The organism is Polynucleobacter alcilacus, from assembly GCF_018881545.1.
GTDB lineage: Bacteria > Pseudomonadota > Gammaproteobacteria > Burkholderiales > Burkholderiaceae > Polynucleobacter > Polynucleobacter alcilacus.
The window spans coordinates 1,271,516-1,294,921 of the sequence record NZ_JACVQD010000001.1 but is presented as its reverse complement, the minus strand read 5'-3'; the positions used below and the strand labels follow the sequence as shown (position 1 = coordinate 1,294,921).

At 46.1% G+C, this 23,406-nt stretch carries 23 protein-coding genes; 6 read left to right on the top strand and 17 right to left on the bottom strand.

Annotated features, from left to right (window positions below; all coding sequences use genetic code 11):
• Positions 1–17: 17 nt before the first annotated feature.
• The 17 genes from atpB to dnaA form a co-directional block, all read right to left on the bottom strand.
• The gene (atpB, locus tag ICN45_RS06600; protein WP_216174709.1) at positions 18–902 is read right to left on the bottom strand and encodes a F0F1 ATP synthase subunit A; all 885 of its coding nucleotides are present in this window, start codon (positions 900–902) and stop codon (positions 18–20) included.
• Between the two features lie 34 nt (positions 903–936).
• A complete protein-coding gene (locus ICN45_RS06595) occupies positions 937–1,431 on the bottom strand; it encodes an ATP synthase subunit I (protein WP_216174707.1) in 495 nt (164 codons plus the stop codon).
• The gene (locus ICN45_RS06590) at positions 1,418–2,311 is read right to left on the bottom strand and encodes a ParB/RepB/Spo0J family partition protein (RefSeq protein ID WP_216174705.1); all 894 of its coding nucleotides are present in this window, start codon (positions 2,309–2,311) and stop codon (positions 1,418–1,420) included. Before ICN45_RS06590 ends, ICN45_RS06595 begins: the two co-directional genes overlap by 14 nt.
• Before the next feature lie 21 nt (positions 2,312–2,332).
• Entirely contained in the window at positions 2,333–3,103 is a 771-nt protein-coding gene (locus ICN45_RS06585) for a ParA family protein (RefSeq protein WP_216174703.1), read from the bottom strand.
• 7 nt (positions 3,104–3,110) lie between these two features.
• The gene (rsmG, locus tag ICN45_RS06580) at positions 3,111–3,791 is read right to left on the bottom strand and encodes a 16S rRNA (guanine(527)-N(7))-methyltransferase RsmG (RefSeq protein WP_216174701.1); all 681 of its coding nucleotides are present in this window, start codon (positions 3,789–3,791) and stop codon (positions 3,111–3,113) included.
• Positions 3,788–5,707 carry a tRNA uridine-5-carboxymethylaminomethyl(34) synthesis enzyme MnmG gene (gene mnmG / locus ICN45_RS06575; protein ID WP_216174699.1) on the bottom strand — a complete coding sequence of 640 codons (1,920 nt, stop codon included), beginning with the start codon at positions 5,705–5,707 and terminating at the stop codon, positions 3,788–3,790. The genes rsmG and mnmG overlap by 4 nt, the downstream gene beginning before the upstream one ends.
• 106 nt (positions 5,708–5,813) lie before the next feature.
• Positions 5,814–6,551 (bottom strand): TSUP family transporter, encoded by a 738-nt coding sequence (locus tag ICN45_RS06570; protein WP_216174697.1) that lies wholly within the window; start codon positions 6,549–6,551, stop codon positions 5,814–5,816.
• A gap of 115 nt (positions 6,552–6,666) precedes the next feature.
• Complete coding sequence (locus ICN45_RS06565; RefSeq protein ID WP_216174695.1) at positions 6,667–7,596, bottom strand: branched-chain amino acid ABC transporter permease; 930 nt, start codon at positions 7,594–7,596, stop codon at positions 6,667–6,669.
• A 2-nt stretch (positions 7,597–7,598) separates the two neighbouring features.
• The gene (locus ICN45_RS06560; RefSeq protein ID WP_216174693.1) at positions 7,599–8,519 is read right to left on the bottom strand and encodes a branched-chain amino acid ABC transporter permease; all 921 of its coding nucleotides are present in this window, start codon (positions 8,517–8,519) and stop codon (positions 7,599–7,601) included.
• Positions 8,520–8,535: 16 nt separating this feature from the next.
• On the bottom strand, positions 8,536–9,762 hold the full coding sequence (locus ICN45_RS06555; RefSeq protein ID WP_216174691.1) for an ABC transporter substrate-binding protein: 1,227 nt from the start codon (positions 9,760–9,762) through the stop codon (positions 8,536–8,538).
• A 22-nt stretch (positions 9,763–9,784) separates the two neighbouring features.
• Positions 9,785–10,489, bottom strand: coding sequence for an ABC transporter ATP-binding protein (locus ICN45_RS06550; RefSeq protein ID WP_216174689.1), 705 nt, complete (start codon positions 10,487–10,489; stop codon positions 9,785–9,787).
• Entirely contained in the window at positions 10,486–11,247 is a 762-nt protein-coding gene (locus tag ICN45_RS06545; RefSeq protein WP_216174687.1) for an ABC transporter ATP-binding protein, read from the bottom strand. Before ICN45_RS06545 ends, ICN45_RS06550 begins: the two co-directional genes overlap by 4 nt.
• Positions 11,248–11,358: 111 nt before the next feature.
• Complete coding sequence (locus ICN45_RS06540; protein ID WP_216174685.1) at positions 11,359–11,574, bottom strand: DUF3717 domain-containing protein; 216 nt, start codon at positions 11,572–11,574, stop codon at positions 11,359–11,361.
• Positions 11,575–11,588: 14 nt separating this feature from the next.
• Positions 11,589–12,083 carry an SET domain-containing protein gene (locus tag ICN45_RS06535; RefSeq protein ID WP_216174683.1) on the bottom strand — a complete coding sequence of 165 codons (495 nt, stop codon included), beginning with the start codon at positions 12,081–12,083 and terminating at the stop codon, positions 11,589–11,591.
• A 3-nt stretch (positions 12,084–12,086) separates the two neighbouring features.
• Complete coding sequence (gene gyrB, locus ICN45_RS06530; RefSeq protein ID WP_216174682.1) at positions 12,087–14,585, bottom strand: DNA topoisomerase (ATP-hydrolyzing) subunit B; 2,499 nt, start codon at positions 14,583–14,585, stop codon at positions 12,087–12,089.
• Positions 14,586–14,596: 11 nt separating this feature from the next.
• Entirely contained in the window at positions 14,597–15,712 is a 1,116-nt protein-coding gene (gene dnaN, locus ICN45_RS06525; protein WP_216174680.1) for a DNA polymerase III subunit beta, read from the bottom strand.
• Positions 15,713–15,975: 263 nt separating this feature from the next.
• The gene (gene dnaA, locus ICN45_RS06520; protein ID WP_216174679.1) at positions 15,976–17,403 is read right to left on the bottom strand and encodes a chromosomal replication initiator protein DnaA; all 1,428 of its coding nucleotides are present in this window, start codon (positions 17,401–17,403) and stop codon (positions 15,976–15,978) included.
• A gap of 222 nt (positions 17,404–17,625) precedes the next feature.
• Here dnaA and rpmH point away from each other — a divergent pair, with 222 nt between their 5' ends.
• The 6 genes from rpmH to ICN45_RS06490 all read left to right on the top strand — a co-directional run bounded on the left by rpmH (position 17,626) and on the right by ICN45_RS06490 (position 23,397).
• The gene (rpmH, locus tag ICN45_RS06515) at positions 17,626–17,760 is read left to right on the top strand and encodes a 50S ribosomal protein L34 (RefSeq protein ID WP_011903922.1); all 135 of its coding nucleotides are present in this window, start codon (positions 17,626–17,628) and stop codon (positions 17,758–17,760) included.
• An 8-nt stretch (positions 17,761–17,768) separates the two neighbouring features.
• Complete coding sequence (gene rnpA, locus ICN45_RS06510) at positions 17,769–18,086, top strand: ribonuclease P protein component (protein ID WP_216174677.1); 318 nt, start codon at positions 17,769–17,771, stop codon at positions 18,084–18,086.
• A 1-nt stretch (position 18,087) separates the two neighbouring features.
• A complete protein-coding gene (gene yidD, locus ICN45_RS06505) occupies positions 18,088–18,321 on the top strand; it encodes a membrane protein insertion efficiency factor YidD (RefSeq protein ID WP_216174675.1) in 234 nt (77 codons plus the stop codon).
• A 17-nt stretch (positions 18,322–18,338) separates the two neighbouring features.
• Positions 18,339–20,051 carry a membrane protein insertase YidC gene (yidC, locus tag ICN45_RS06500; RefSeq protein WP_216174673.1) on the top strand — a complete coding sequence of 571 codons (1,713 nt, stop codon included), beginning with the start codon at positions 18,339–18,341 and terminating at the stop codon, positions 20,049–20,051.
• Between the two features lie 39 nt (positions 20,052–20,090).
• Positions 20,091–21,452: a tRNA uridine-5-carboxymethylaminomethyl(34) synthesis GTPase MnmE gene (mnmE, locus tag ICN45_RS06495; protein WP_216175657.1), complete on the top strand. Its 1,362-nt coding sequence runs from the start codon at positions 20,091–20,093 to the stop codon at positions 21,450–21,452.
• A gap of 88 nt (positions 21,453–21,540) precedes the next feature.
• Positions 21,541–23,397 (top strand): phosphoenolpyruvate carboxykinase (GTP), encoded by a 1,857-nt coding sequence (locus ICN45_RS06490; protein ID WP_216174671.1) that lies wholly within the window; start codon positions 21,541–21,543, stop codon positions 23,395–23,397.
• Positions 23,398–23,406 lie beyond the last annotated feature (9 nt).

Here is a 23,406-nt window from a genome sequence, read left to right as displayed (position 1 = left end):
GGTTAAAAATAAAAAAGTTAATGGTGACTATGGGCTTGCCCAATGTAAACCAGTGTCAACATCATGAAAATAAATGCTTGTAACAAAATCACTAAGATGTGGAAGATTGCCCAAGCCGAGCCAGCAATCACATTGCCAACGAAGCCAAGCATGTACAAATCGAAGTTAAAGGTCCACATACTTCCCAAAAGGGCAATGAGCAAAAAGAGTAGTTCGCCAGCATACATATTGCCGAACAGTCGCATGCCAAGGGAAACGCCTTTAGCAATGTATTCGATGATGTTCAAAATCAGGTTGAAGGGCGCCAAGTACCACTTTGCACCAAAGGGTGCCGAGACCAGCTCATGCATAAAGCCCCCAAAACCCTTCACTTTGAAGCTATAGAAGAACACTAATAGGAGAACTGAAAATGATAAGCCGAAAGTGGCATTCAAATCGGTAGTCGGAACTATCTTGTGATGTGGAACATGAACTCCGAAACTACCAATAAATTGATTTACGCCGAAGATCCAATCTACCGGAACCAAGTCCAAGGTATTTAAAAGAATAATCCAGCAAAAAACAAAAAGGGCTAGCGGCGCAATAAAGCTTCGATCGCCATGAACAATGCTCTTAGTTTGGTTATCAACCATCTCCACCAGCATCTCAACTAAACATTGAAAGCGGCCAGGTACACCTGGGGATGCTTTACGCGCAGCCAGAACCAATAGAAAAACCGTGATCAACCCCATTAAGGAGGTCCAAAAGATGGTGTCTAAATTAATGATGCTGAAATCAATAACTGAGGTTTGCGCACCGCCAATGTTATTGAGGTTTTGCAAGTGCTCAGCAATATAAGCAGTAGGGGTAAGCGGTTCGCTAGCCACCTGATGGGCTGCTGCTGCGTTGACTTCGCTAGACATCTCTAAACTTGTCCTTATCTATATTTACCGCCTGTTACTTCCAAAACCACACTAGCAAATAACACTTGAGCGTAGCTAAATAAGTGACAAGCAATGGAATCCATTTCAAATCAGGTTGCTTCAGGGCAAAACCAATAAATAGGAGAACAGTTACTAGGATTTTTAAAAATTCACCAGAAACCACCGCTGCTAGATATCCGCCAGGGTTTGATTTGACATTCTTTTTCGCGACCTCTAAGCGCACCAAAAACAACGCTGAGGGCAAAAACCCAATCAAACCACCCACCAAAGCCGAGTAAGTATAAACGACTCTTTCGGACGATTCAGAAAAAAAGTAACAAAAACTGCCAATGATGAGAGTAAGCACTCCCTGACTGGCAACAATGCGCCATCCATTGATTGAAGCAAAGCTTTTGGGCTTTGCCTGTCGCAAAGCATCCATCTCCGCCTTACTGAGCGCCTGATATGAATCGTCACTTTGATCATCCCAATTAACTGCTTGGATAGGGCGCTCTTTATTCAAGGCCAATACCCAACTTTTTTAATAAGGAATCTAATTCATCAAACTGGCTAAACTGAATTGTGAGTACGCCGCCTTTGCCTTTGAACTTAAATTGGGCACTTAAACCAATCACATCTGCAATATCTTGGGTTAAACGGCGCATATCTGGATCCCGACTTGGCTCAATGGCAGCCGTCGTCGTTTTGGACTTTTTGTCCCCAATCTGACCACCAGCAATTGCTAAGGCGGCTGACATTCTCTCTGCCTCTCGAACAGATAGCCCTTGAGCGGCAATCCTTTGCGCAAGGGCAACTTGGCTAGCCCCTGGCAATGGCAGTAAGGCGCGGGCGTGCCCCATATCGATATCGCCTGCAAGGAGCATGGCTTGCACTGGCTTTGCAAGCTGAGCTAAGCGCAATAAATTTGAAATGGCGCTTCGAGACTTTCCTACTGCTTTTGCAGCCTGCTCATGAGTAAAACCGAATTCTTCAATTAATCTTGCTAGACCCTGTGACTCTTCAAGAGGGTTTAAATCCTCGCGCTGCATATTCTCCACCAGCGCCATTGCGGCTGCGGCTTGATCATCTGCCCCAGAAACCAAAACCGGAATCTCTGTGAGACCAGCAAGCATTGCTGCACGAAAACGTCGCTCACCGGCAATGATTTCATATTTACCAGCGCCAACTAAGCGCACTAACAATGGCTGCATCACACCTTGCTCTCGAATACTTTCAGCCAATTCTTGTAAGGCACTCGCATCCATCTTTTGGCGCGGCTGGTACTTGCCGGCTTGTAGCGCAGTCAATGGCAAGCGATTGATTTCAGAAGAGGCATTTTCATTCTGCACTTTATCTCCAAGCAGAGCCTCTAATCCCCTACCTAAACCTTTTTTCTTTATAGCAACCATCTTTTGTATTCTTCCAAAAAATTACATTTGTTTAATGCGCTCAACCATCTCGGCACCAAACTCTAAATACGCTTTTGCCCCACGCGATGCCCCATCAAAGGCTACCCCAGGAAGTCCGTAAGACGGTGCTTCTGCTAGGCGTACATTACGCGGAATAATTGTTTTAAATACCTTATCGCCAAAGTGCTCAAGCAGTTGATCTGAAACTTGTTGTTGCAAGGTCATGCGCGGATCAAACATCACACGCAACAAACCAATAATGACAAGATCGGGATTTAAATTGGCATGCACTTGTTTGATCGTGTTCACCAAATCAGACAAGCCCTCTAAAGCAAAATATTCACACTGCATCGGAACGATCACGCCGTTTGCTGCACATAAACCATTGAGGGTTAATAAAGACAAAGCAGGAGGGCAGTCAATCAAAATGAAGTCGTAATCATTTGCAACTTGTGCAAGCGCTTCTTTCAAACGCAACTCGCGTGAATCTAAATCCACTAATTCGATCTCTGCGCCTGCTAAGTCACGGTTTGCTGGCAACACGTCATATCCAGAACTCTCACAAGGTTGAGCACAATCTTTTACAGCAGCAAGACCGATCAATACTTGGTAAACACTGGACTTTAATTTCGCCTTTTCAACACCTGAGCCCATCGTTGCATTACCTTGCGGATCTAAGTCCACCAGCAAAACACGCTGCTCAAGCCCCGCTAAGCCAGCGGCCAAATTAACAGCCGTAGTGGTTTTACCAACCCCGCCTTTTTGATTTGCAATACAAAATATTTTTGCCATAGCTAATTTATGATTTTTCTGATGGGGAAGGGATATATTTTCTCATGGGGGTGAGGACCAAAAGCCGTCTCTCCACCGCCAGATTGGGTATATGTAAGGGTTCATCAGCCAATAATCGCCAATCATCCATGCACACTGCTTGCATCTCTTCGTCTGCCCGCTTGGCTTTCATTGCAAAAACCAGTCCGCCTGGCTTCAATAGGGGTAAAGAAAGCTCTAAAAAGCGTGCAAGACTAGTAAAGGCTCTAGAAATTACTGCGTCAAATTGGCCTGCTTGTTGCAATGCAATATATTCAACTCGCTCGCTTAAAACATCAATGTTCTTTAATTTCAACTTGCCGCGCACATGCTGTAAAAAAGCAGTCTTTTTTTTAACTGACTCAATTAAGCTTAAGTGCCATACTGACTGAACAATCGCAATAGGAATGGCTGGCAAGCCACCGCCTGAACCTAAGTCCGCAATTTTAGGGTTAGGATCCTTTAGAAATTGCCTTAGAACTGGTAAAACTGCAATGGAATCAATGAGATGCAGGCGTATAGAGTCCTTCTCGCCCTCTATGGCCGTTAGATTATGGACCTGGTTCCAGCGGCTCATTTCCTGCAAAAAGAGCTCTAAATCAGCAATATTGGCTTCACTCAAATTCAAGCCAAAATCCTGAATACCTAAAGAAAGCAGGCTCTCGCTCATGAGGTTTCATGGGTGCGTCCCAAACCTTTTTTAAGATGCACCAAAAGCAAAGAAAGGGCTGCCGGAGTAACGCCAGAAATTCTGCCAGCTTGGCCCAGAGTCCCGGGTTTGTGTAAGTTGAGCTTTTGCTGAACCTCTTTAGATAGGCCTACCACTTGTGTGTAATCTAATACCTCAGGCAAGGGGTATGTTTCGTTGTGCTCCTGGCGGGCAATTTCAGCAGCCTGGCGCTCAATATAGCCTTGATATTTCACTGAGATCTCAACTTGATCACTAATTTGGGATGCTAAACCAATGTCATCATCCAAACTATCCGCTGACCACAAGCCGTCGCCAAGGCTAGTAATAGCCTCATAGGTAACGCCTGGGCGCCTTAAAAGCTCAGCTAGAGTGCACTCATGGGTAAGATCCTGACCCAGTAATTGCGAAACCAGGGGGGCTGCCGCATGTTTTGGCCCAATCCAAATATCTTGCAAGCGAGATGTTTCACGTGAAACAGCCTCTTGTTTTCTGCAAAATACTTCCCAGCGATAGTCGTCTACTAGGCCTAAATCACGGCCAATAGCAGTTAAACGCATGTCGGCATTGTCTTCTCGTAAGCTTAGGCGATACTCTGCGCGGCTGGTAAACATACGATAGGGCTCTTGAACGCCGCGGGTAATCAGGTCATCAACCAATACCCCGATATACGACTCGCTGCGCTTGGGCAGCCAAGCCGCCTTGCCTTTGGAGGCTAAGCCAGCGTTAATACCAGCCAGCATCCCTTGGGCAGCAGCTTCTTCATAGCCAGTGGTGCCATTAATCTGCCCAGCAAAATAGAGCCCGCCAATCACTTTTGTCTCTAGGCTATGGCGCAACTGGCGTGGATCAAAGAAATCGTACTCAATCGCATAGCCAGGACGCACAATCACAGCAGACTCTAAACCCCGAATGCTGCGCACCAAATCCCACTGAACATCAAAGGGGAGACTGGTGGAGATTCCGTTAGGATAAAACTCGTTCGTAGTTAAGCCTTCCGGCTCCAAAAAAATCTGATGGCTATTTCTAGAGGCAAAACGATGAATTTTGTCTTCGATAGAAGGGCAGTAGCGCGGACCAACACCCTCAATCACACCTGTATACATCGGGGAACGGTCTAAGCCGCCACGAATAATGTCATGGGTTTGCTCATTTGTATGCGAAATCCAACAGGGAACCTGTCTTGGATGTTGCTCTGGACGGCCTAAATAGGAAAAAACGGGAACTGGATCAAGGTCACCGGGCTGCTCTAACATGACTGAAAAATCAATTGTGCGGCCATCAATGCGGGGTGGCGTCCCTGTTTTTAATCTTCCCTGGGGAAGTTTTAGCTCTTTTAAACGGGCAGATAGCGATACAGCCGCTGGATCACCGGCTCGTCCGCCAGCATAATTATTTAAGCCTACATGAATCTTTCCATCTAAAAAGGTCCCCGCGGTTAACACCACCTTTTTGGACATAAGCTCCAGACCCATTTGGGTAACCACACCCTGAACCTCGTCCCCCTTTACCAGAAGGTCATCAACCGCAGCCTGAAACAGGCTTAAGTTAGGCTGGTTTTCTAGACGGCGTCGAATGGCTGCTTTATATAAAACCCGATCCCCCTGAGCGCGGGTGGCACGAACCGCCGGCCCCTTGCTTGAATTGAGAATACGAAACTGAATACCAGCCTCATCGGTAGCGGCGGCCATTGCGCCGCCCATGGCATCAATCTCTTTAACCAAGTGGCCTTTACCAATGCCACCAATGGAAGGATTGCAGCTCATTGCGCCCAAATTTTCAATACTATGCGTAATTAATAGCGTGTCGCAACCCATGCGCGCTGAGGCGAGAGCGGCTTCGGTCCCAGCATGACCGCCGCCAACTACGATGACATCGAAACTTTTGGAATAACGCATGATTTGCCTCTGATAGGGCGATGATCATAGCATTTTGTTTGTTTCACGTGAAACAAAAAATCATAAAAACTAGATGGGATAAAGTGTTGCGCTCTAAGTGACTGATTTAATTGATGAAATACGCGTTCCAAGCAGACTTGAGAATGAGCGCGGACACAATAAGCAAGAAGGCTTTTCTAACAAAGCTGCTGCCGTGCTGAATTGCTAGACGACTTCCAAATTGACTGCCAGCAATATTAGCAAGCATCATGGCAAAACCAAGTAGCCAATTAATTTGCCCTAGGCTAGCAAGCATAAGGATTGCTGCCAAATTAGTGGCAACATTTACCAGCTTGGTTGCAGCAGACGCGTGTAGAAAATCAAAGCCAAAGAAGCGCACGAAACCAAATAATAAAAAGCTGCCAGTGCCAGGGCCAAAGAAACCGTCATAAAAACCAATGGTTAAACCAAGAACAACTCCTTTGACTTGTTGATAACGCCCAACTGTATTGGGCGCATGCGCCTCGCCAAGCGATGGCTGAAACCAGGTGTACAGCAACAAAAATAATAAAACAAATGGCAAGGCCTTACGTAAGGGCTCTGCTGGGAAATTGCTAACTGCATTTGCGCCCAACAAAGAACCGATAAAGCCAGCAACAATTGCGGGTCCAACAACAGCCCAAGGTAAAGAGACATGACGTAAATATCTACGGGCAGCGTTTAGAGTGCCGCCCACTCCAGCCAATTTATTAGTAGCAAGCAGTGAAGCTGGGGGGGCATCGGGATAGGCAGCAAACAGAGCGGGCACCTGAATGAGGCCGCCACCGCCAGCTACCGCATCAACCAGGCCGGCGAAAAAAGCCATCCCTAAAAGCAAGGGCCAAATGTAGATTGAAAATTCGATGGGGATCTCTTTTAATTAGAGGAGTGCAGCGCTATTAAAAAGTCGCAGCGCACTAGAAACAAATAATAAAAGGAAATTAATTTTTGTTTTTGAAGTGCGCAGCAATTTCACCAACCACGCCGCGACGAAATGCTAAAACACAAATTACAAAAATAAAGCCGGTGGCAATCGTGCTCCAAGAACCAATGTTAGCCAAATAGTTCTGTAGGCCCACAACAATCCCTGCACCAACGACTGGCCCAAGAATCGTTCCCATACCACCAAGCAAAGTCATCAACACAACTTCGCCAGACATATGCCAATGAACATCGGTCAGAGTTGCCAACTGAAACACCAAGGACTTCATTGATCCGGCTAAACCTGAAAGGGCGGCAGAGATTACAAATGACATTAACTTAAAACGATCAACCTTGTAGCCAAGAGAAATTGCGCGCGGCTCATTTTCCCGAATGGCTTTGAGAACCTGTCCAAATGGCGAATGTACAGCACGCATGATGAGTGCAAAACCAAATAAGAAAACCGCCAATACAAAGTAATACATCGCAACGTCATTTTTCAAGTCAATAAAACCAAACAACATACCGCGAGGCACCCCCTGAATTCCATCCTCACCACCAGTAAACGGAAGTTGAACCGCCAAGAAATAAACCATTTGCGAAAGGGCTAAAGTCACCATCGCAAAATAAATACCTTGGCGACGAATTGCGAGCGAACCAATTAAAAAACCAAGAGCGCCCGAACCTACTACCCCTAAAATAATTCCCATCTCAGGAGAAAAACCGGCTTCCTTACATAAATAGGCAGTGATATAAGCGGCGGTGCCAAAAAAAGCTGCGTGGCCAAAGGACAACAATCCAGTAAAGCCAAGCAACAAATTAAATGCGCAAGCAAAAAGTGCGAAGCACAAAACCTTCATTGCAAACACTAAGTAAATAAAATTTTGGAAAGGCAGTAACAGGGCAATGAGAATCAAGATCCCATATAACAGTTTAACTTTTGAACTCATGATTACTTTTCCCGCCCAAACAGCCCAGCAGGACGAATCAATAAAACAATTGCCATAATCACAAAAATCACAACGCCCGAAGCTTCTGGATAAAAGACTTTGGTGAGGCCCTCGATTAGGCCCAAACCTAAACCCGTTAAGATGGCGCCCATAATTGAGCCCATGCCGCCAATTACCACCACAGCAAAAACAACAATAATGAGGTTAGAGCCCATCAGCGGGTTCACTTGAAAAATAGGGGCTGCCAACACTCCAGCAAATCCCGCAAGACCAACACCGTAAGCGTAAGCCAAAGAAATCATTAAAGGCACGTTGACGCCAAACGCTTGAAGTAATTTAGGGTTTTCAGTACCCGCGCGCAAATAAGCGCCCAACTTAGTTCTCTCGATCACGTACCAAGTTGAGAAACAAACTGTTAAAGAAATTACCACTACCCAAACACGGTACTTTGGCAAGATGATGTCAAGGGACTCTAATGGAATCGCGCCTTGCAGCAATTCTGGGGCGGGATAGCTCTCTCCAGAAATCCCATACCAATGGCGGAACATGCCCTCAATAATTAAAGCCAAACCAAAAGTTAGTAGCAGGCCATATAAATGGTCGAGGTGATAAAGACGGCGCAACATCGTGCGCTCCAAAATTAAACCAAATCCGGCCATTACCAGAGGCACAACAATTAAAGCAAACCAGTAGTTAATGGTTAGCTCAGGAAAGCCAAGCCATTGACTAATTTGAGTCAACCCAATCCAGGCAACAAAAGCGCCCATGGTGTACTGCGCACCATGTGCAAAATTAATAATATTGAGAAGGCCAAAAATAATGGCCAATCCCAAACTCAAAATGGCATAGAACGAGCCGTTAATCAAGCCCACCAAGAGCTGGGCAACCAGCCCTTGAGGGGTAATTCCAAGAAGTTCAAACATGCTTGTGAAGAATCAATTACTTGTTAGTAACCAACTTGCATCGCGACAATGAAAGTGGTTGAGTTGCCTCAGCAGCAGGAATCACTGCACGAACGTTGTAATAATCCCATGGGCTTGTAGACTCAGAAGGTTTTTTCACTTCGAGCAGATACATGTCGTGCTCAAACTTTCCATCTGCACGAATCTTGCCTTTAAAGAGGCCATCATCAATGTTGGTGGACTTCAGGGCCTTCATTACCGCTTGTGTATCAACAGTGCCGGCCTTTTGTACCGCACTTAAGTAAGCCAGAACTGAAGAGTAAACGCCTGCCTGAACGCTGGTAGGCATACGCTTATGTTGCAAAATGAAGCGCTTAGAAAATGCACGGGTTTTATCGTCTTTATCCCAGTAGAAACCTTCTGTGAGATACATGCCCTGAGCAGCATTTAAGCCCAAAGAATGCACATCGGAGATAAACATGAGGAGCGGAACAACAGTTTGCTTTTTATTAACCCCAAACTCTGAAGCCTGTTTCACACTGTTAATAGTGTCTTGACCGGCATTTGCAAGTGCAACCACGTCTGCACCACTGGCCTGGGCCTTTAGGAGGTAGGAAGAAAAGTCGCTATTAGGAAAAGGGTGTTTGCTTGTACCTAAAACTTTGCCGCCGTTAGCTGTAACCACGTTGGTTGAGTCTTTTTCTAAGGCTGCCCCAAACGCATAATCGGCGGTGATGAAGTACCAGTTCTTTTTGCCCTGCTTCACTACTGCCTTAGCTGTGCCATTGGAAAGCGCATAGGTGTCATAAGTCCAATGTACGTTATTGGCTGTACATTTTTCATTGGTGATTGGCAAAGAGGCTGCGCCAGAGACCAAAGTAATTTTGTTCTTTTGTTCAGCCACTTCCATTACAGCCAAAGCAACGTTGGTAGAAACCAACTCAACAATCACATCAACACCATCTTTGTCGTACCACTCGCGCGCTTTGTTCGCAGCAATATCGGCCTTGTTTTGGTGATCGGCACTAACAAGTTCAATCTTTTTGCCAATAACAGTGCCGTCTTTAGAAAAATCGGCAATTGCCATTTTTGCTGCAATAACTGCGCCAGGACCCGCCAAATCAGAGTAAGTTGAAGAAAGGTCGGTCAATACACCAATCTTGACAACGCCACCACTTGCTTTAGATCCGCTTTGTGCAAAAACTGGATTTGAACCAAATATGGTCGCCGCAACCAGACATGCGGTAATTTGCTTTAACTTCATTTCTATCTCCTATCGAAAACTACTAAACACCAAGATACTCATTTAACAAGGATGCTTTTTCAGCAAGTTCATTTTGCTTCACTACCTCAACAACATTTCCATGCTCAACCACATAATGACGATCGGCTAAAGGGGCCGCAAAGCGGAAGTTTTGCTCAACCAACACAATAGTGAAGCCCTTGTTCCGCAGGCTGGTAACTACTTCGCCAAGCTTTTGCACAATGACCGGGGCCAAGCCCTCGGTAATTTCATCAAGCAACAATAATTTAGCGCCCGTTCTTAGAATACGAGCCATTGCCAGCATTTGTTGCTCACCGCCAGATAGCCTGGTTCCCGGGCTGTTCCGTCTTTCATAAAGATTGGGGAACATTTCATAAATCTCATCCAGACCCATGCCGCTAGGACCAATCTCTGGTAATAACAAGAGGTTTTCTTCGGCGCTTAAGCTGGCAAAAATACCTCTTTCTTCTGGGCAAAACCCAACACCCAGACGAGCAATTCTGTAGGTTGGCATAGAGATCGTCTGGCGACCATAAATCTCCACCGAACCCGTTCTCTTGCTTGTTAATCCCAAAATCGTTTTAAGGATTGTGCTGCGACCCGCACCATTTCTGCCTAGCAAGGTAACCACCTCGCCATCGCGCACAGCAAAGTTCACACCATGCAAAATGTGTGACTCTCCATACCAAGACTCTAGGTTTTTAACTTCCAATGCCATGGTGCTCATAAGTTATCGCCCCCATGACTACCCATGTACGCCTCAACCACCAAAGGGTTATTTGAAACCTCGTGATAAGAGCCTTCTGCCAAAACTGAGCCGCGCTGCAATACCGTAATACGGTCAGCAATCGAGGACACCACTTTCATATTGTGCTCAACCATCAAGATCGTGCGGCCCTTAGCTACGCGATCAATCAACTCGGTTACGCGCTCTACATCCTCGTGCCCCATGCCTTGGGTGGGCTCGTCCAAGAGCATTAGCTCTGGCTCCATAGCCAAGGTGGTCGCGATTTCAAGCGCCCTTTTGCGTCCATAAGCCAAGTTTAGGGTGTCCTCATGGGCAAAATCCTCCAGGCCTACTTCATGCAACAGTTGCATCGCGCGCTCATTCAGAACATTCAATGAGTTGCCGGATTTCCAAAAGTGAAACTCGGTGCCCAATCCTCGCTGCAGTGCAACACGGACATTTTCTAAAACAGTTAAATGGGGGAAAACAGCTGAAATCTGGAAAGAGCGAATCACCCCACGTCTGGCAATTTGCGCTGGGGCCTCATTGGTAATATCAAAACCATTAAATAAGATTTGCCCACTGCTTGGCACCAAGAATTTAGTCAGCAAATTAAAGCAAGTGGTTTTGCCGGCCCCATTGGGGCCAATCAGCGCGTGAATAGTTCCCCTGGTAACGTCCAAATTAACGTCAGTAACCGCAGAAAAGCCCTTGAAGGATTTTCCCAGCCCAAGTGTTTTTAATATTATTTCTTGCAATCTCACACCCTCTACCCCCTACTTGGGAGCAAGAATATGAGGATAACCCAAGATGCCTTGGCTATATATAGCGATAACCCTAAACAAAGCCGGGGGTAATGTAGAAAAAACTTAAGAGATTTTTTTGAATTGATGAATTGCGCTTTGAGCAATCTCATCCAGAACATCTAATGGCACCCGCTGTGCACCTTGGACAATCATCAAGGCATACGGTTTTGCAAGCGCCGAAGCCTCCGGGCACAAGCGCAACTCCTCGCCCTCGGCTGGCGACTGGCCGCGCCAATAATTAATTGCAGCCTCAAGCTCTAGGATGGTTACATACAGCATTAGGGATTGGGGGTTTATTTGCTCTTAACAGCCAACATGGTGCCGCGGCATTTCTTAGCGCCACAGCGGCACTCGTAATCTTTTTTCATTTGCTTTGTTACGCGGCCCTCAACATCAAGGGAGTAGTCATAAAACAATTCTTCGCCAACCTTGAGGGCGCGCTTCGCATAGATGTAGACGCGTGGCTTTCCATCGTAACTATCTTCACGTGTTTCACAACTTGGTTTGCATGAGTGGTTAATCCAGCGGGCCGCATTGCCGCCATATTTAGCATCAATGACGCGGCCATCATCCAAAGAAAAGTAAAAGGTGTGGTTAGGATCTTTCTTATCATGCGGGTGGCGCTTTTCAGCAAGCTTCCAACTAATGCGCTCCCCTTTGTATTCGATAATTACTTGGCCTTTTTTAATCGGCTTTGCAACAAACACCCCTTTGCCATGGATTGGCGAGGATTTAACAACAATGGCTGATCGGTCCACTTTGGGTGGTTTTAATTTTTTTGATGGCATAAATTAAACGTCTAGGTTGCGGGCAATAAGCGCGTTCTTTTCAATAAACGCGCGACGGGGCTCAACCTCGTCACCCATGAGGGTTGTGAAAACCTGGTCTGCAGCAATCGCATCTTCAATCCTTACCTGTAACAAGGTTCTAGAGTTTGCGTCCATTGTTGTTTCCCATAGCTGGGACGGATTCATCTCGCCAAGGCCCTTATATCGCTGTCGACTGAGAACGCGCTCAGCCTCAGATAGCAACCACGAGAAGGCTGCCCTAAAGTCATGAATGGTTTGCTCTTTGGGGTTCTTGTCTGGATCGCCGCGCCGCACTTTTGATCCGGGGAGCACCCTACCAGACAAAACGGCGGCGGCATTAGCCAGGCTTTGATAGTCATCGCCATGAACAAAATCAGAATTGATAGAGGACAACTTCAGGTTTCCATGAATTCGACGGGAAAGCAACAATCTAAAGCGCTCGGTGCGATCCTCTTTTTGCACAATGATTTCGGGTGGCAAAGCCAAAGGATTCAGAGACTCAGCCAAGGCTTTTCTCAAACGATCCGCAGACTCGTTTGCTGCTGCTTCGGTATCTAGATTGAGTTGTGTTCCAGAGGCAATGGCCCGCAAAGCATCCTCATCAATAGTGCGTGACAAGCGGTCAACAATTGATTGAATTACTTGGTAGTGCTTCGCAAGCTCATTTAGGGCTGCGCCCTCAACAACCTCGCCCGAGGGGGTTTGTAAAGACGCGGTTTCTAATGCGATCTTTAACAGCAGTTGATTAAGCTCTGCATCGTCCTTGATGTATTGCTCGTTCTTGCCAAACTTCACCTTGTAGAGGGGTGGTTGGGCAATATAAATATGGCCACGCTCAATTAACTCAGGCATCTGTCTATAAAAGAAAGTGAGTAGTAGTGTGCGAATATGGCTACCATCAACGTCCGCATCGGTCATGATGATGATGCGGTGATAACGAAGTTTGTCTGCCTTATATTCTTCAATACCAATCCCGGTTCCAAGAACGGTAATTAAGGTAACCACCTCTTGGCTTGCCAGCATTTTGTCAAAGCGCGCCTTCTCCACGTTCAGAATTTTTCCTTTCAGAGGAAGAATTGCTTGAAAGCGTCGATCCCGACCCTGTTTTGCAGAGCCGCCCGCTGAGTCGCCCTCGACAATAAACAACTCCGATTTGGTTGGGTCCTTTTCTTGGCAATCGGCCAACTTTCCAGGTAGGCCGAGGCCATCCAAAACACCTTTGCGGCGCGTCATATCGCGCGCTTTGCGTGCAGCTTCGCGCGCACGCGCGGCATCGACGATCTTTCCACACAAAATCTTTGCGTCTGCTGGGCGCTCTTGCAGATACGCGCTTAAGGCCTCAGCAACAATCTCTTCAACCGGACCGCGAACCTCGCTAGAAACCAGTTTATCTTTGGTTTGGCTAGAGAATTTGGGTTCTGGCACTTTAACCGACAACACACATGCCAAACCTTCGCGCATATCGTCTCCGGAGATTTCTACTTTTGCTTTTTTCGCTACTTCGTGTTCGTCGATATATTTATTAATAACGCGAGTCATCGCCGCACGCAATCCGGTGAGGTGAGTGCCCCCGTCGCGCTGCGGAATGTTATTGGTAAAACAAAGGACTTGCTCGCTAAAGCTGTCATTCCACTGCATCGACACTTCGGCGGTAATGTTTCCACCTAGGTCTGAAGGGCGCATGCCTTCAGCATAAAAAATATTGGGATGTAAAACAGTTTTATTTTGGTTGATGTATTCAACAAAACCCTTAACGCCGCCAGAGAAGGCAAAATCCTCCTCTTGGCCTGTGCGCTGATCAATCAGCTTAATGTGAACGCCATTGTTTAAAAAAGAAAGCTCCCGAATCCGCTTTACCAGAATCTCGTAATGAAACTCAACATTCCCAAACACTGTTTCATCGGCCAAAAAGTGAACTTCAGTGCCCGAGAGTTCTGTGTCGCCAGTAATGGTGATGGGGGAGGTGGCTACGCCATTCTCATCTTGAATGTTGCGGTTTTGAATAACGCCACGGGCAAACTCCATGTAATGGGTTTTACCATCACGTCGAATGGTGAGTTTCAACCATTTTGATAGAGCGTTTACACAACTAACGCCTACGCCATGTAATCCACCGGAAACTTTGTAGCTGTTTTGATCAAATTTACCGCCAGCGTGCAGCTCGGTCATTACGATTTCTGCAGCGCTTCTTTTGGGTTCGTGTTTGTCGTCATACTTAATGCCGGTTGGCACGCCCCGTCCGTTATCGACTATTGAGATGGAGTTGTCTGTCTGAATAACTACGGTAATTTCCGAACAGTGGCCAGCTAAGGCCTCATCAATTGAGTTGTCTAAAACCTCAAAGACCAGATGATGTAAACCCGTACCATCGGAGGTGTCTCCAATATACATACCTGGACGCTTACGAACAGCTTCAAGACCCTCTAAAATTTGAATCGATGATGCGCCGTACTGCTCTACTACTTTTTTTTCTTCAGTCATTTTTTTCTAAGTTAAATACGCATTGGCATCACAACATACTTGAAGTTCTCTGAGCCAGGCAGAGTAATCACGGCGCTACTGTTTGCATCGCCCAAACTAATTTGGATTTTTTCATTTTTTAGGTTTGCTAAAACATCCAATAAGTAGCTTACGTTAAAACCAATCTCAACCGCGTCACCGCTATATTCAGTCTCAATTTCTTCTTGCGCTTCTTCTTGCTCAGCATTGGTTGATTGGATAGTAATGCGATCCGGTGATAGAGAAAAACGAACTCCTTTAAATTTATCAGTAGTTAAGATCGCAGCTCGTTGTAGCGCTGCTTGTAGGGCCTCACGACCAACTACCAATGAGTTTTTATGTCCTTTTGGAATCACTCTTTGAAAGTCGGGGAACTTGCCTTCAACTAGTTTTGAAATTAACTCAATATCACCAAACGCAAACTTAACTTGATTTGCAGTAAGGCTGATCTCAAGCTGCTCTTCTGAGTCTTCCAATAAATGCTGGCACTCTAAAATTGTTTTACGGGGAATGATGATTTCCTGTCTTTGGCCCGACCCTGATGGCGCCTCTGTCAACTCAACCTGGGAATAGGCAAGACGATGACCATCAGTGGCAACAGCAACAACCTCTTTACCCTCAACAACCAACAACATACCATTAAGGTAATAACGAATGTCTTGTTGCGCCATAGAGAAATGCACTTGGCTAATTAGTTGACGAAAACTCTTTTGCGACATTTTCCAGGCTGCCGTTACTTCACCAACACTTTGCATTACAGGGAACTCTGCTGCAGATAGGGTTTGCAAAGAGAAGCGGCTCTTCCCACTTTGTACAACCATTCGATTGTCTTTGAGGTTTAGGGATACGGGCCCTTCTGGAAGTGCCCGCAAAATATCTAATAATTTTCTGGCAGCAACTGTGGTTGTAGCGTCTTCAGAGCCAACGCCAAAGTTTGCATTGGTGGTTATTTGAATTTCAATGTCAGTGGAAATAAAAGAAACCTTCTCGCCAACCTTTTTAAACAAGAGGTTCGCCAAAATTGGTAAGGTATGCCTACGTTCAACAATCCCACTGACAACCTGAAGGGGTTTTAGTAAATTATCGCGAGAAGTGTTTACGAGTTGCATTGCTTTTAAATCCTTGTATATATCTTAGTAGTAATAGTAATAAGGCTTCATATTTCGGTGGATAAGTCAAAAACCCCAAATAAATCAAAACATTAACAGTCAAAAAAACTGTGGAAAACCCCTGTATAAACGCTGCATAAAAAGGGGATAACCTTTTTTCAACGCTCTATTTTTGCATGAAGCGGACTCTTTCCACAATTTATCCACATACAATCCCTAAACTTATCCTAAGGGTTATTCACAGCCTTATCCACAGACAAAAATTAAGCCTTGAGGGTTTGCTCAATCACATGGATCTCATGGTTTAACTGCCCATCATGAGAGCGCTCCTCAGCGACCTTACGGACAGCATGCAGGACGGTCGTATGGTCGCGTCCACCAAACAGCTCCCCAATCTCCGGAAGGCTCTTTTGAGTCAATTCTTTGGCCATAAACATCGCGATTTGCCGTGGTCTGGCAATATTGGCGGGCCGCCTCTTGGAATACATGTCGGCCACCTTGATGCTATAAAAATCAGCAACTGCTTTTTGGATGTTTTCTACAGAAATTTGCCGATTTTGTATGGAAAGCAGGTCTTTAAGGGCGGTTTTAGCGACATCAATAGTGACCTCGCGGTCATGAAAGCGCACAAACGCCAAAATCTTCCTTAGTGCTCCCTCAAGCTCACGGACGTTAGAGCGCAGGTGTTTGGCCACAAAGAACGCCACATCCTCACTCATTGGGATGCCCTCACTAACCGCTTTTTTCATTAAAATTGCAACCCGCATTTCAAGCTCTGGGGGCTCAATCGCCACTGTTAAGCCAGAATCAAAGCGAGAGATAAGGCGGTCATCAATCCCGGCCATCTCTTTAGGGTAGGTGTCGCTAGTAATGATGACCTGCGCTTTATTGCTTAATAGGGCCTCGAAAGCGTAAAAAAACTCCTCTTGAGTGCGGGATTTGCCGCTGAAAAATTGAATGTCATCAATCAACAAAAGATCAAGCGAGTGGTAATAGCGTTTGAAGCGGTCGAAAGCCTTCTGCTGGTATGCGCGTACAACATCAGATACATATTGTTCGGCATGAATATAGCGGATCCTTGCGTTTGGCTTTTCTTTTAATAGGTGGTTGCCTATGGCATGAATAAGATGGGTTTTTCCGAGCCCAACGCCACCATATAAAAACATGGGGTTGTATGAACTACCAGGGTTGTGTGCAACCTGTATTGAGGCGGCCCTTGCCAATTGATTGGCTTTACCAGTAACAAAGGTTTCAAATGTGAGGTTTGGGTTTAATTTTGAGTGGTCTTCAATCTCAAAAGCGCTTTCCTCAAAGGAGGCGCTTATTTCGGGCGCGCTGCTGATTTGGGCGTCGAGGTTTAGCTCTTTCGGTTTTTCTGGGGTGGCGACCAAGGGCGCAATCACGTCCACAGCAAGGACAAAATTGATATTAATAGGAAGGCCAAAGTACGCAGCGGCCAGCTCTTGAAAGCGGTCTGCAAAAGTCTTTTTAATCCAATCAAGCTTAAACCGGTTTGGGGCGCCAACAGTAAGTAAGTGACCACTTTCATCAAAAGATATGAAGGTTAATGGCTGTATCCAGGTTTTAAACTGCTGGGGAGATAGCTCGCGGGATAGGGCGCCAATAGCCCCATCCCAAAAAGTGATGGGATTGGGGGAGTTCAAGGCGGCGGGATTTTGTAAGTTGCTCATATTTTTAGAGGATCCATTGTAGCCAGACCTTAAAGTTATCCACAAGCAAGAAAATCGTGGAAAAACTGTGGATAACTTGTGTACAAAGGAAAAATCTCCAATTAAATTAGTAATTTAGATAAAAATCAAACAAAAATAGAGAAAAACACCTATATATTCGTCAAGATGGATTGACCTTTTGCCCTGCAACAAGGAAAATACTTGGTTTTCCCAGGATCTATCATGAAAAGAACATACCAACCCTCAGTAACGCGCCGTAAGCGTACCCACGGATTCCGCATTCGTATGAAAACCAAGAGTGGACGCGCCGTATTAAACGCACGTCGTGCAAAAGGTCGCAAGCGTTTGGCCGTTTAATTTCGCCATTGAACAGCGCAAGGATTTCCGAATTACTTAAAGTACGCCCCAAGACAAGTTTGTATTGGGGTATTTTTGTTGCGCCGCCTCAAGAGGGCGTTAAGCCAGACTTGGGTGTGGCGGTAGCGAAGAAATTAGCAAAAAGGGCGGTTGACCGTAATCGCCTAAAAAGAATGATCCGCGAATTGGTATGGTCAGCACAAGCCACTGCATTAAATAAAGACGTGGTGGTTAAGCTTAAAAAACCCATCGGTCGCGAAACCCGGGGCAGACTTAGAAAAAAAGAAAAAGATCTTCTGCGTACTCAAATTGCGGGGTTAATTTAACGTGCAGGTATTGAACAGTGCCGCAATTAAATTGGTAAAAGCCTATCAATTAATATTAAGCCCCTATGTGGGCATGCAGTGTAAATACGAGCCAAGTTGCTCCCAATACGCCTGTGACTGCTTTAATCATTATGGTTTTATCAAAGGCTTCAGCCTAATGGTCTGGCGCATTCTGCGCTGCAACCCATGGTCACGAGGCGGTTATGATCCTGCGGTAAAACAAACATCTCATTAATACTTAAGTGAATGCAAATGGACTTTAAAAAAACAATTCTTTGGGCAGTGTTCTCGATGTCGGGTCTCATGCTTTACAACAATTGGCAGGTTCATGAGGGTAAGCCATCCTTATTTGGTGGCGCCCCCGCAACTACCCCCGCCGTAGCCGATAAAGCAGTTGCGGGCAGCAAAATAGATGTTCCTACCCAAATTTCTGGGGCGCCAACAATCGCTGCCGCACAAATAGTCAGCCCTGCCGCAATCGAAGCCGCCGAAAAATTTGTGCTGCAAAATGATGTGCTGGTCTTGGAGATAAGCGCTAACGGCGCCAATGTTATTGATGCAAAGCTAATAAAGGCTTTAACTGCTGAAAATAAGCCAGTGGAGCTGTTCCAGTACAACCCAAATCACAAATACTTTGCTCGTTCAGGCTTGATTGCGCTAAACAATAACGACTTGCCAAATCACACCAGTACCTTTAAGTTGGTTCAATCTGGAAAAGATGGGTCGGGCAGACCATTTGTGACGCTTGTTAGCGAACGCAGTGGGGTTAAATTAGAAAAAACCTTCTCCCTTAGTCCAGGCAGTTATGTTGTGGATGTGGGTCATCGCGTTACGCAGTCGGGCGCAAATGCTGTGCCATTGGTTCTCTATACGGAGTTGGTACGAGACGGCAGCCAAGAGCAAAAAATTGGCCCATTTGATGGCGCATTCTCTGCCAGCACCTTTACAGGCCCAGCGGCATATACAGATAAAGAGAAATTTAATAAGCTGGAATTTACAGCGATTGATAAAAATAAAATTACCATTCCAACTCAGGTAGCTGCTGGTGAGCCCGCTTGGATTGCAATTGTGCAACATTACTTTGCTAGCGCATGGATTCCGGGCGACAAATTTGCACGTGATATTTATGCCAACAAAATTGATAATGGCCTGTATCGCATTGGTATGCAAACACCACTTGGGGTTGTTGCTCAAGGGTCCACGGTTGTCGAAAAATCACGGCTCTTCGTAGGACCACAAGAGGAAAAGGTTTTAGAAACGATTGCCCCTGGCTTTGAGTTGCTAAAAGATTATGGGTACTTAACCATTTTGGCAAAACCTATTTTCTGGCTACTGGAAAAGATTCATGGCTATGTTGGCAACTGGGGTTGGGCCATTATTCTTCTGACCGTTTTGATTAAGCTGGTGTTCTTCCCACTCTCAGCCGCAAGTTACAAATCCATGGCTCGCATGAAGGAAGTCCAGCCGCGTTTAATGGTTATGAAAGAGCAATACAAGGGTGAGCCACAAAAACTGAATCAAGCAATGATGGAGATGTATCGCAAAGAGAAGATCAACCCATTGGGCGGGTGTTTGCCGGTGGTCATTCAGATTCCCGTGTTCATCTCTTTGTATTGGGTGTTGTTATCATCAGTGGAGTTACGTGGCGCCCCTTGGATTTTGTGGGTGCATGATTTATCTCTACCAGATACCTCAATTAGCGATATATTGGGCTTGACACAGTTCTTTCCAATTGGGATTTTGCCAATCGTCATGGCGATTTCGATGTTTGTTCAAACCAAACTCAACCCAACTCCTCCAGATCCAATTCAGGCAAAAATAATGATGTACATGCCGATTGTTTTTTCGATCATGTTCTTTTTCTTCCCGGCTGGTTTGGTTTTGTATTGGGTGGTTAACAACCTATTGTCCATTGCACAACAATGGCAAATCAATGTCCTGTTTGGAAAAAAGACGGCCAAGTAATTTCTTGATGGCATAACTACAAAACAGTGAACAGCAATGATGACTAGAAAGCTACCCATCATTGCTGTTGCTACGGCGCCCGGTAAGGCGGGTGTGGGCGTGATTCGAATAAGTGGACAACACTTAGGCGTATTTGCTAAAACCCTGTTTCAAACCCCCTTATCTGCTCGACAGGCAAACTTACTGACACTTCGTGATGCTGACGGACAGGCCATCGATCAATTAATTGCAATTTACTTTTCTGCCCCAGCCTCATTTACTGGTGAGGATATCTTAGAGCTGCAGTGTCATGGCGGCCCCCAACTTCTTGAGTTGGTGATGAAGCGTTGCCTGGAGTTGGGCAAAGAGATGGGCTTAGTCATTGCCGAACCGGGCGAATTTACTCTGCGCGCTTATCTCAACAATAAAATCGACCTAGCGCAAGCGGAGGCTATAGCAGATTTAATTGATGCACAGAGCGAGCATGCAGTGCGTGGAGCAGCCCGCTCCTTGCAGGGTGAATTTTCAGCCAACATTAATGAGCTCATCGAAGAAATTACGCAATTGCGCATCTTGGTCGAGTCGACCTTGGATTTCCCCGAAGAAGAAATTGAGTTTCTTGAAAATGCCCAAGCACGTGAGCGCCTGGCTGCAGTAAAGGCAAAGCTTCTATCCCTACGCGAAGGCGCAAAACAGGGAAAAATTTTGCGCGACGGTATCCAGTTGGTGTTGGCTGGAGCCCCCAATGTGGGTAAAAGCTCGCTGCTAAATAGGCTGGCTGGTGAAGAGGTGGCGATTGTGACCCCAGTTGCTGGCACGACGCGCGATCGGGTGAAAGAGAGCATTACGATCGAAGGTGTGCCAATGCATATCATTGACACCGCTGGTTTGCGCGACACAAGCGATGAGGTGGAGGCAAAGGGAATCGAGCGATCTTGGGATGCGATACGCCTAGCAGATTTGGTGATCTTTATGGCCGACCTTGATTCGAGTGCGGAGGATAGGGGGCTAAAGGATAAAATCCTGGTGGCGCTACCGCCCAAATGCCCGGCCATTCTAGTGATAAACAAGTCAGACCTATTGTCTGCAAATGCACCATTGATACCTGCAGGGGCAATTCTGATCTCTGCCAAAACTGGCGATGGTATTTCTGCCCTTAAGCAGAAAATTTTAGAGGCGGTGGGTTGGAATGGCCCTCAAGAGGGGGCAATTGTTGCACGCAGAAGGCATTTAGACTGCCTAGAGCGGGCTTCTGAACATATCGCAAAATCGGAACAATTCGCAGCAAATGGCAATAATTCACTAGAGTTGTTTGCAGAAGAGCTATCTTTAGCACAAAACCATCTCGGACAAATCACCGGAAGACTGCTTCCTGACGACCTTTTGGGAAAAATCTTCAGCCAATTCTGTATTGGTAAGTAAAGGGTTTGCTCTCTAAGTGGAGAATGCTACAAATGTGGCCAAAATGTTAAAATCGAAGGATTAAAAAATAATCATCATAGGGAAATACATGAGCACCGACACTATTGATCTGAATGCACCAGCATATGTAAAAAACACACGTTTAATTGAGTGGGTAGAAGAAGTTGCCTCTCTGACAAAGCCGGATGCTATTCATTGGTGTGATGGCTCTCAGGCGGAATATGACGAGCTTTGTGAGCTCTTAGTAAAGGCGGGCGTATTTAAGCGCCTCAACCCAGCAAAGCGCAAAAACTCATTTTTAGCCCTTTCTGATCCAGATGATGTTGCTCGTGTAGAAGACCGTACCTATATTTGCTCGGCTAAACAAGACGATGCAGGCCCAACGAATAACTGGGTAGAGCCAAGCGAAATGCGCGCCACCCTTCAACCTTTGTTTGATGGCTCTATGCGTGGCAGGACAATGTATGTAGTGCCATTCTCTATGGGCCCGATTGGCTCACCGATTGCACACATTGGTGTTGAGCTGTCCGATAGCCCTTATGTTGCAATCAATATGCGCCTTATGACGCGCATGGGCAAGGCGGTGATTGATCAGTTGGGTACGGACGGCCAATTCGTTCCCTGTATTCACACCGTAGGCAAGCCTTTAAGCCCTGGCGAAAAAGACATGGCTTGGCCAAACAACAAAACGAAGTACATTGTTCACTATCCAGAAACCCGTGAGATTTGGTCATTCGGTTCTGGTTATGGCGGCAATGCCTTATTAGGAAAAAAATGTTTTGCTTTGCGCATTGCATCCAATATGGGGCGCGAACAAGGTTGGCTTGCCGAACACATGTTGATTCTGGGCGTAACTTCACCTGAAGGCAAAAAATATCACGTGGCCGCAGCGTTTCCCTCAGCCTGTGGAAAAACCAATTTCTCCATGATGATTCCTCCAGCAGGATTTGACGGCTGGAAAGTAACAACGATTGGTGACGATATTGCCTGGATCAAACCACGCAAAGACGCAGTTACTGGAAAAACCCGCCTATTTGCCATCAATCCTGAATCTGGATATTTTGGCGTTGCACCTGGTACAAACCGCCTAACAAATCCAAACTGCATCGATTCACTAAATCAAGACGTTATCTTCACTAACGTTGGATTAACGGATGATGGTGACGTGTGGTGGGAAGGATTAACTGAAACACCTCCAGCGCATTTGATCGATTGGCAAGGAAAAGACTGGACTCCAGCAGATGGCGCTGCCGGACGCAAGGCCGCACATGCCAATTCACGCTTTACGATGGCCGCTACAAATAATCCTGCTGTTGATCCTAAATGGGATGATCCCGAGGGCGTTCCAATCGATGCGTTTTTGTTCGGCGGACGTCGTTCAACTACTGTGCCTTTGGTTAGCGAGGCGCGCGACTGGGTTGAAGGCGTTTATATGGCGGCAACAATGGGCTCAGAGACAACGGCTGCAATTACAGGTCAGGTTGGTGTCGTGCGTCGCGATCCGTTTGCGATGATTGCATTTGCTGGTTACAACATGAGTGATTATTTCCAGCATTGGCTTAATATTGGCAAAAAATTAGAAACAGAAGGCGCTGTATTGCCAAAGATCTACTGTGTGAACTGGTTCCGCAAGGACGACAGTGGCAAGTTTGTTTGGCCTGGTTATGGTGAAAACATGCGTGTACTTTCTTGGATTTTGGGCCGTGTTGACGGCACTGCAAACGGTGTTGAAACCGTATTTGGCATCTCACCTGAGCACACTGATTTGAATTGGCAGGGCTTGGATTTCTCCGTAGAAAAATTTAACACGGTGATTACGGCCAAGGTCGACGATTGGAAAAACGAGCTCAAGTTGCATACAGAGTTATTCGAACACCTTGGCGATCGTTTGCCTAAGGAGTTGTTGGAAATGCGCGCAAAGATCGAAAAGCGTTTGAACGCTTAAGTATCGCCA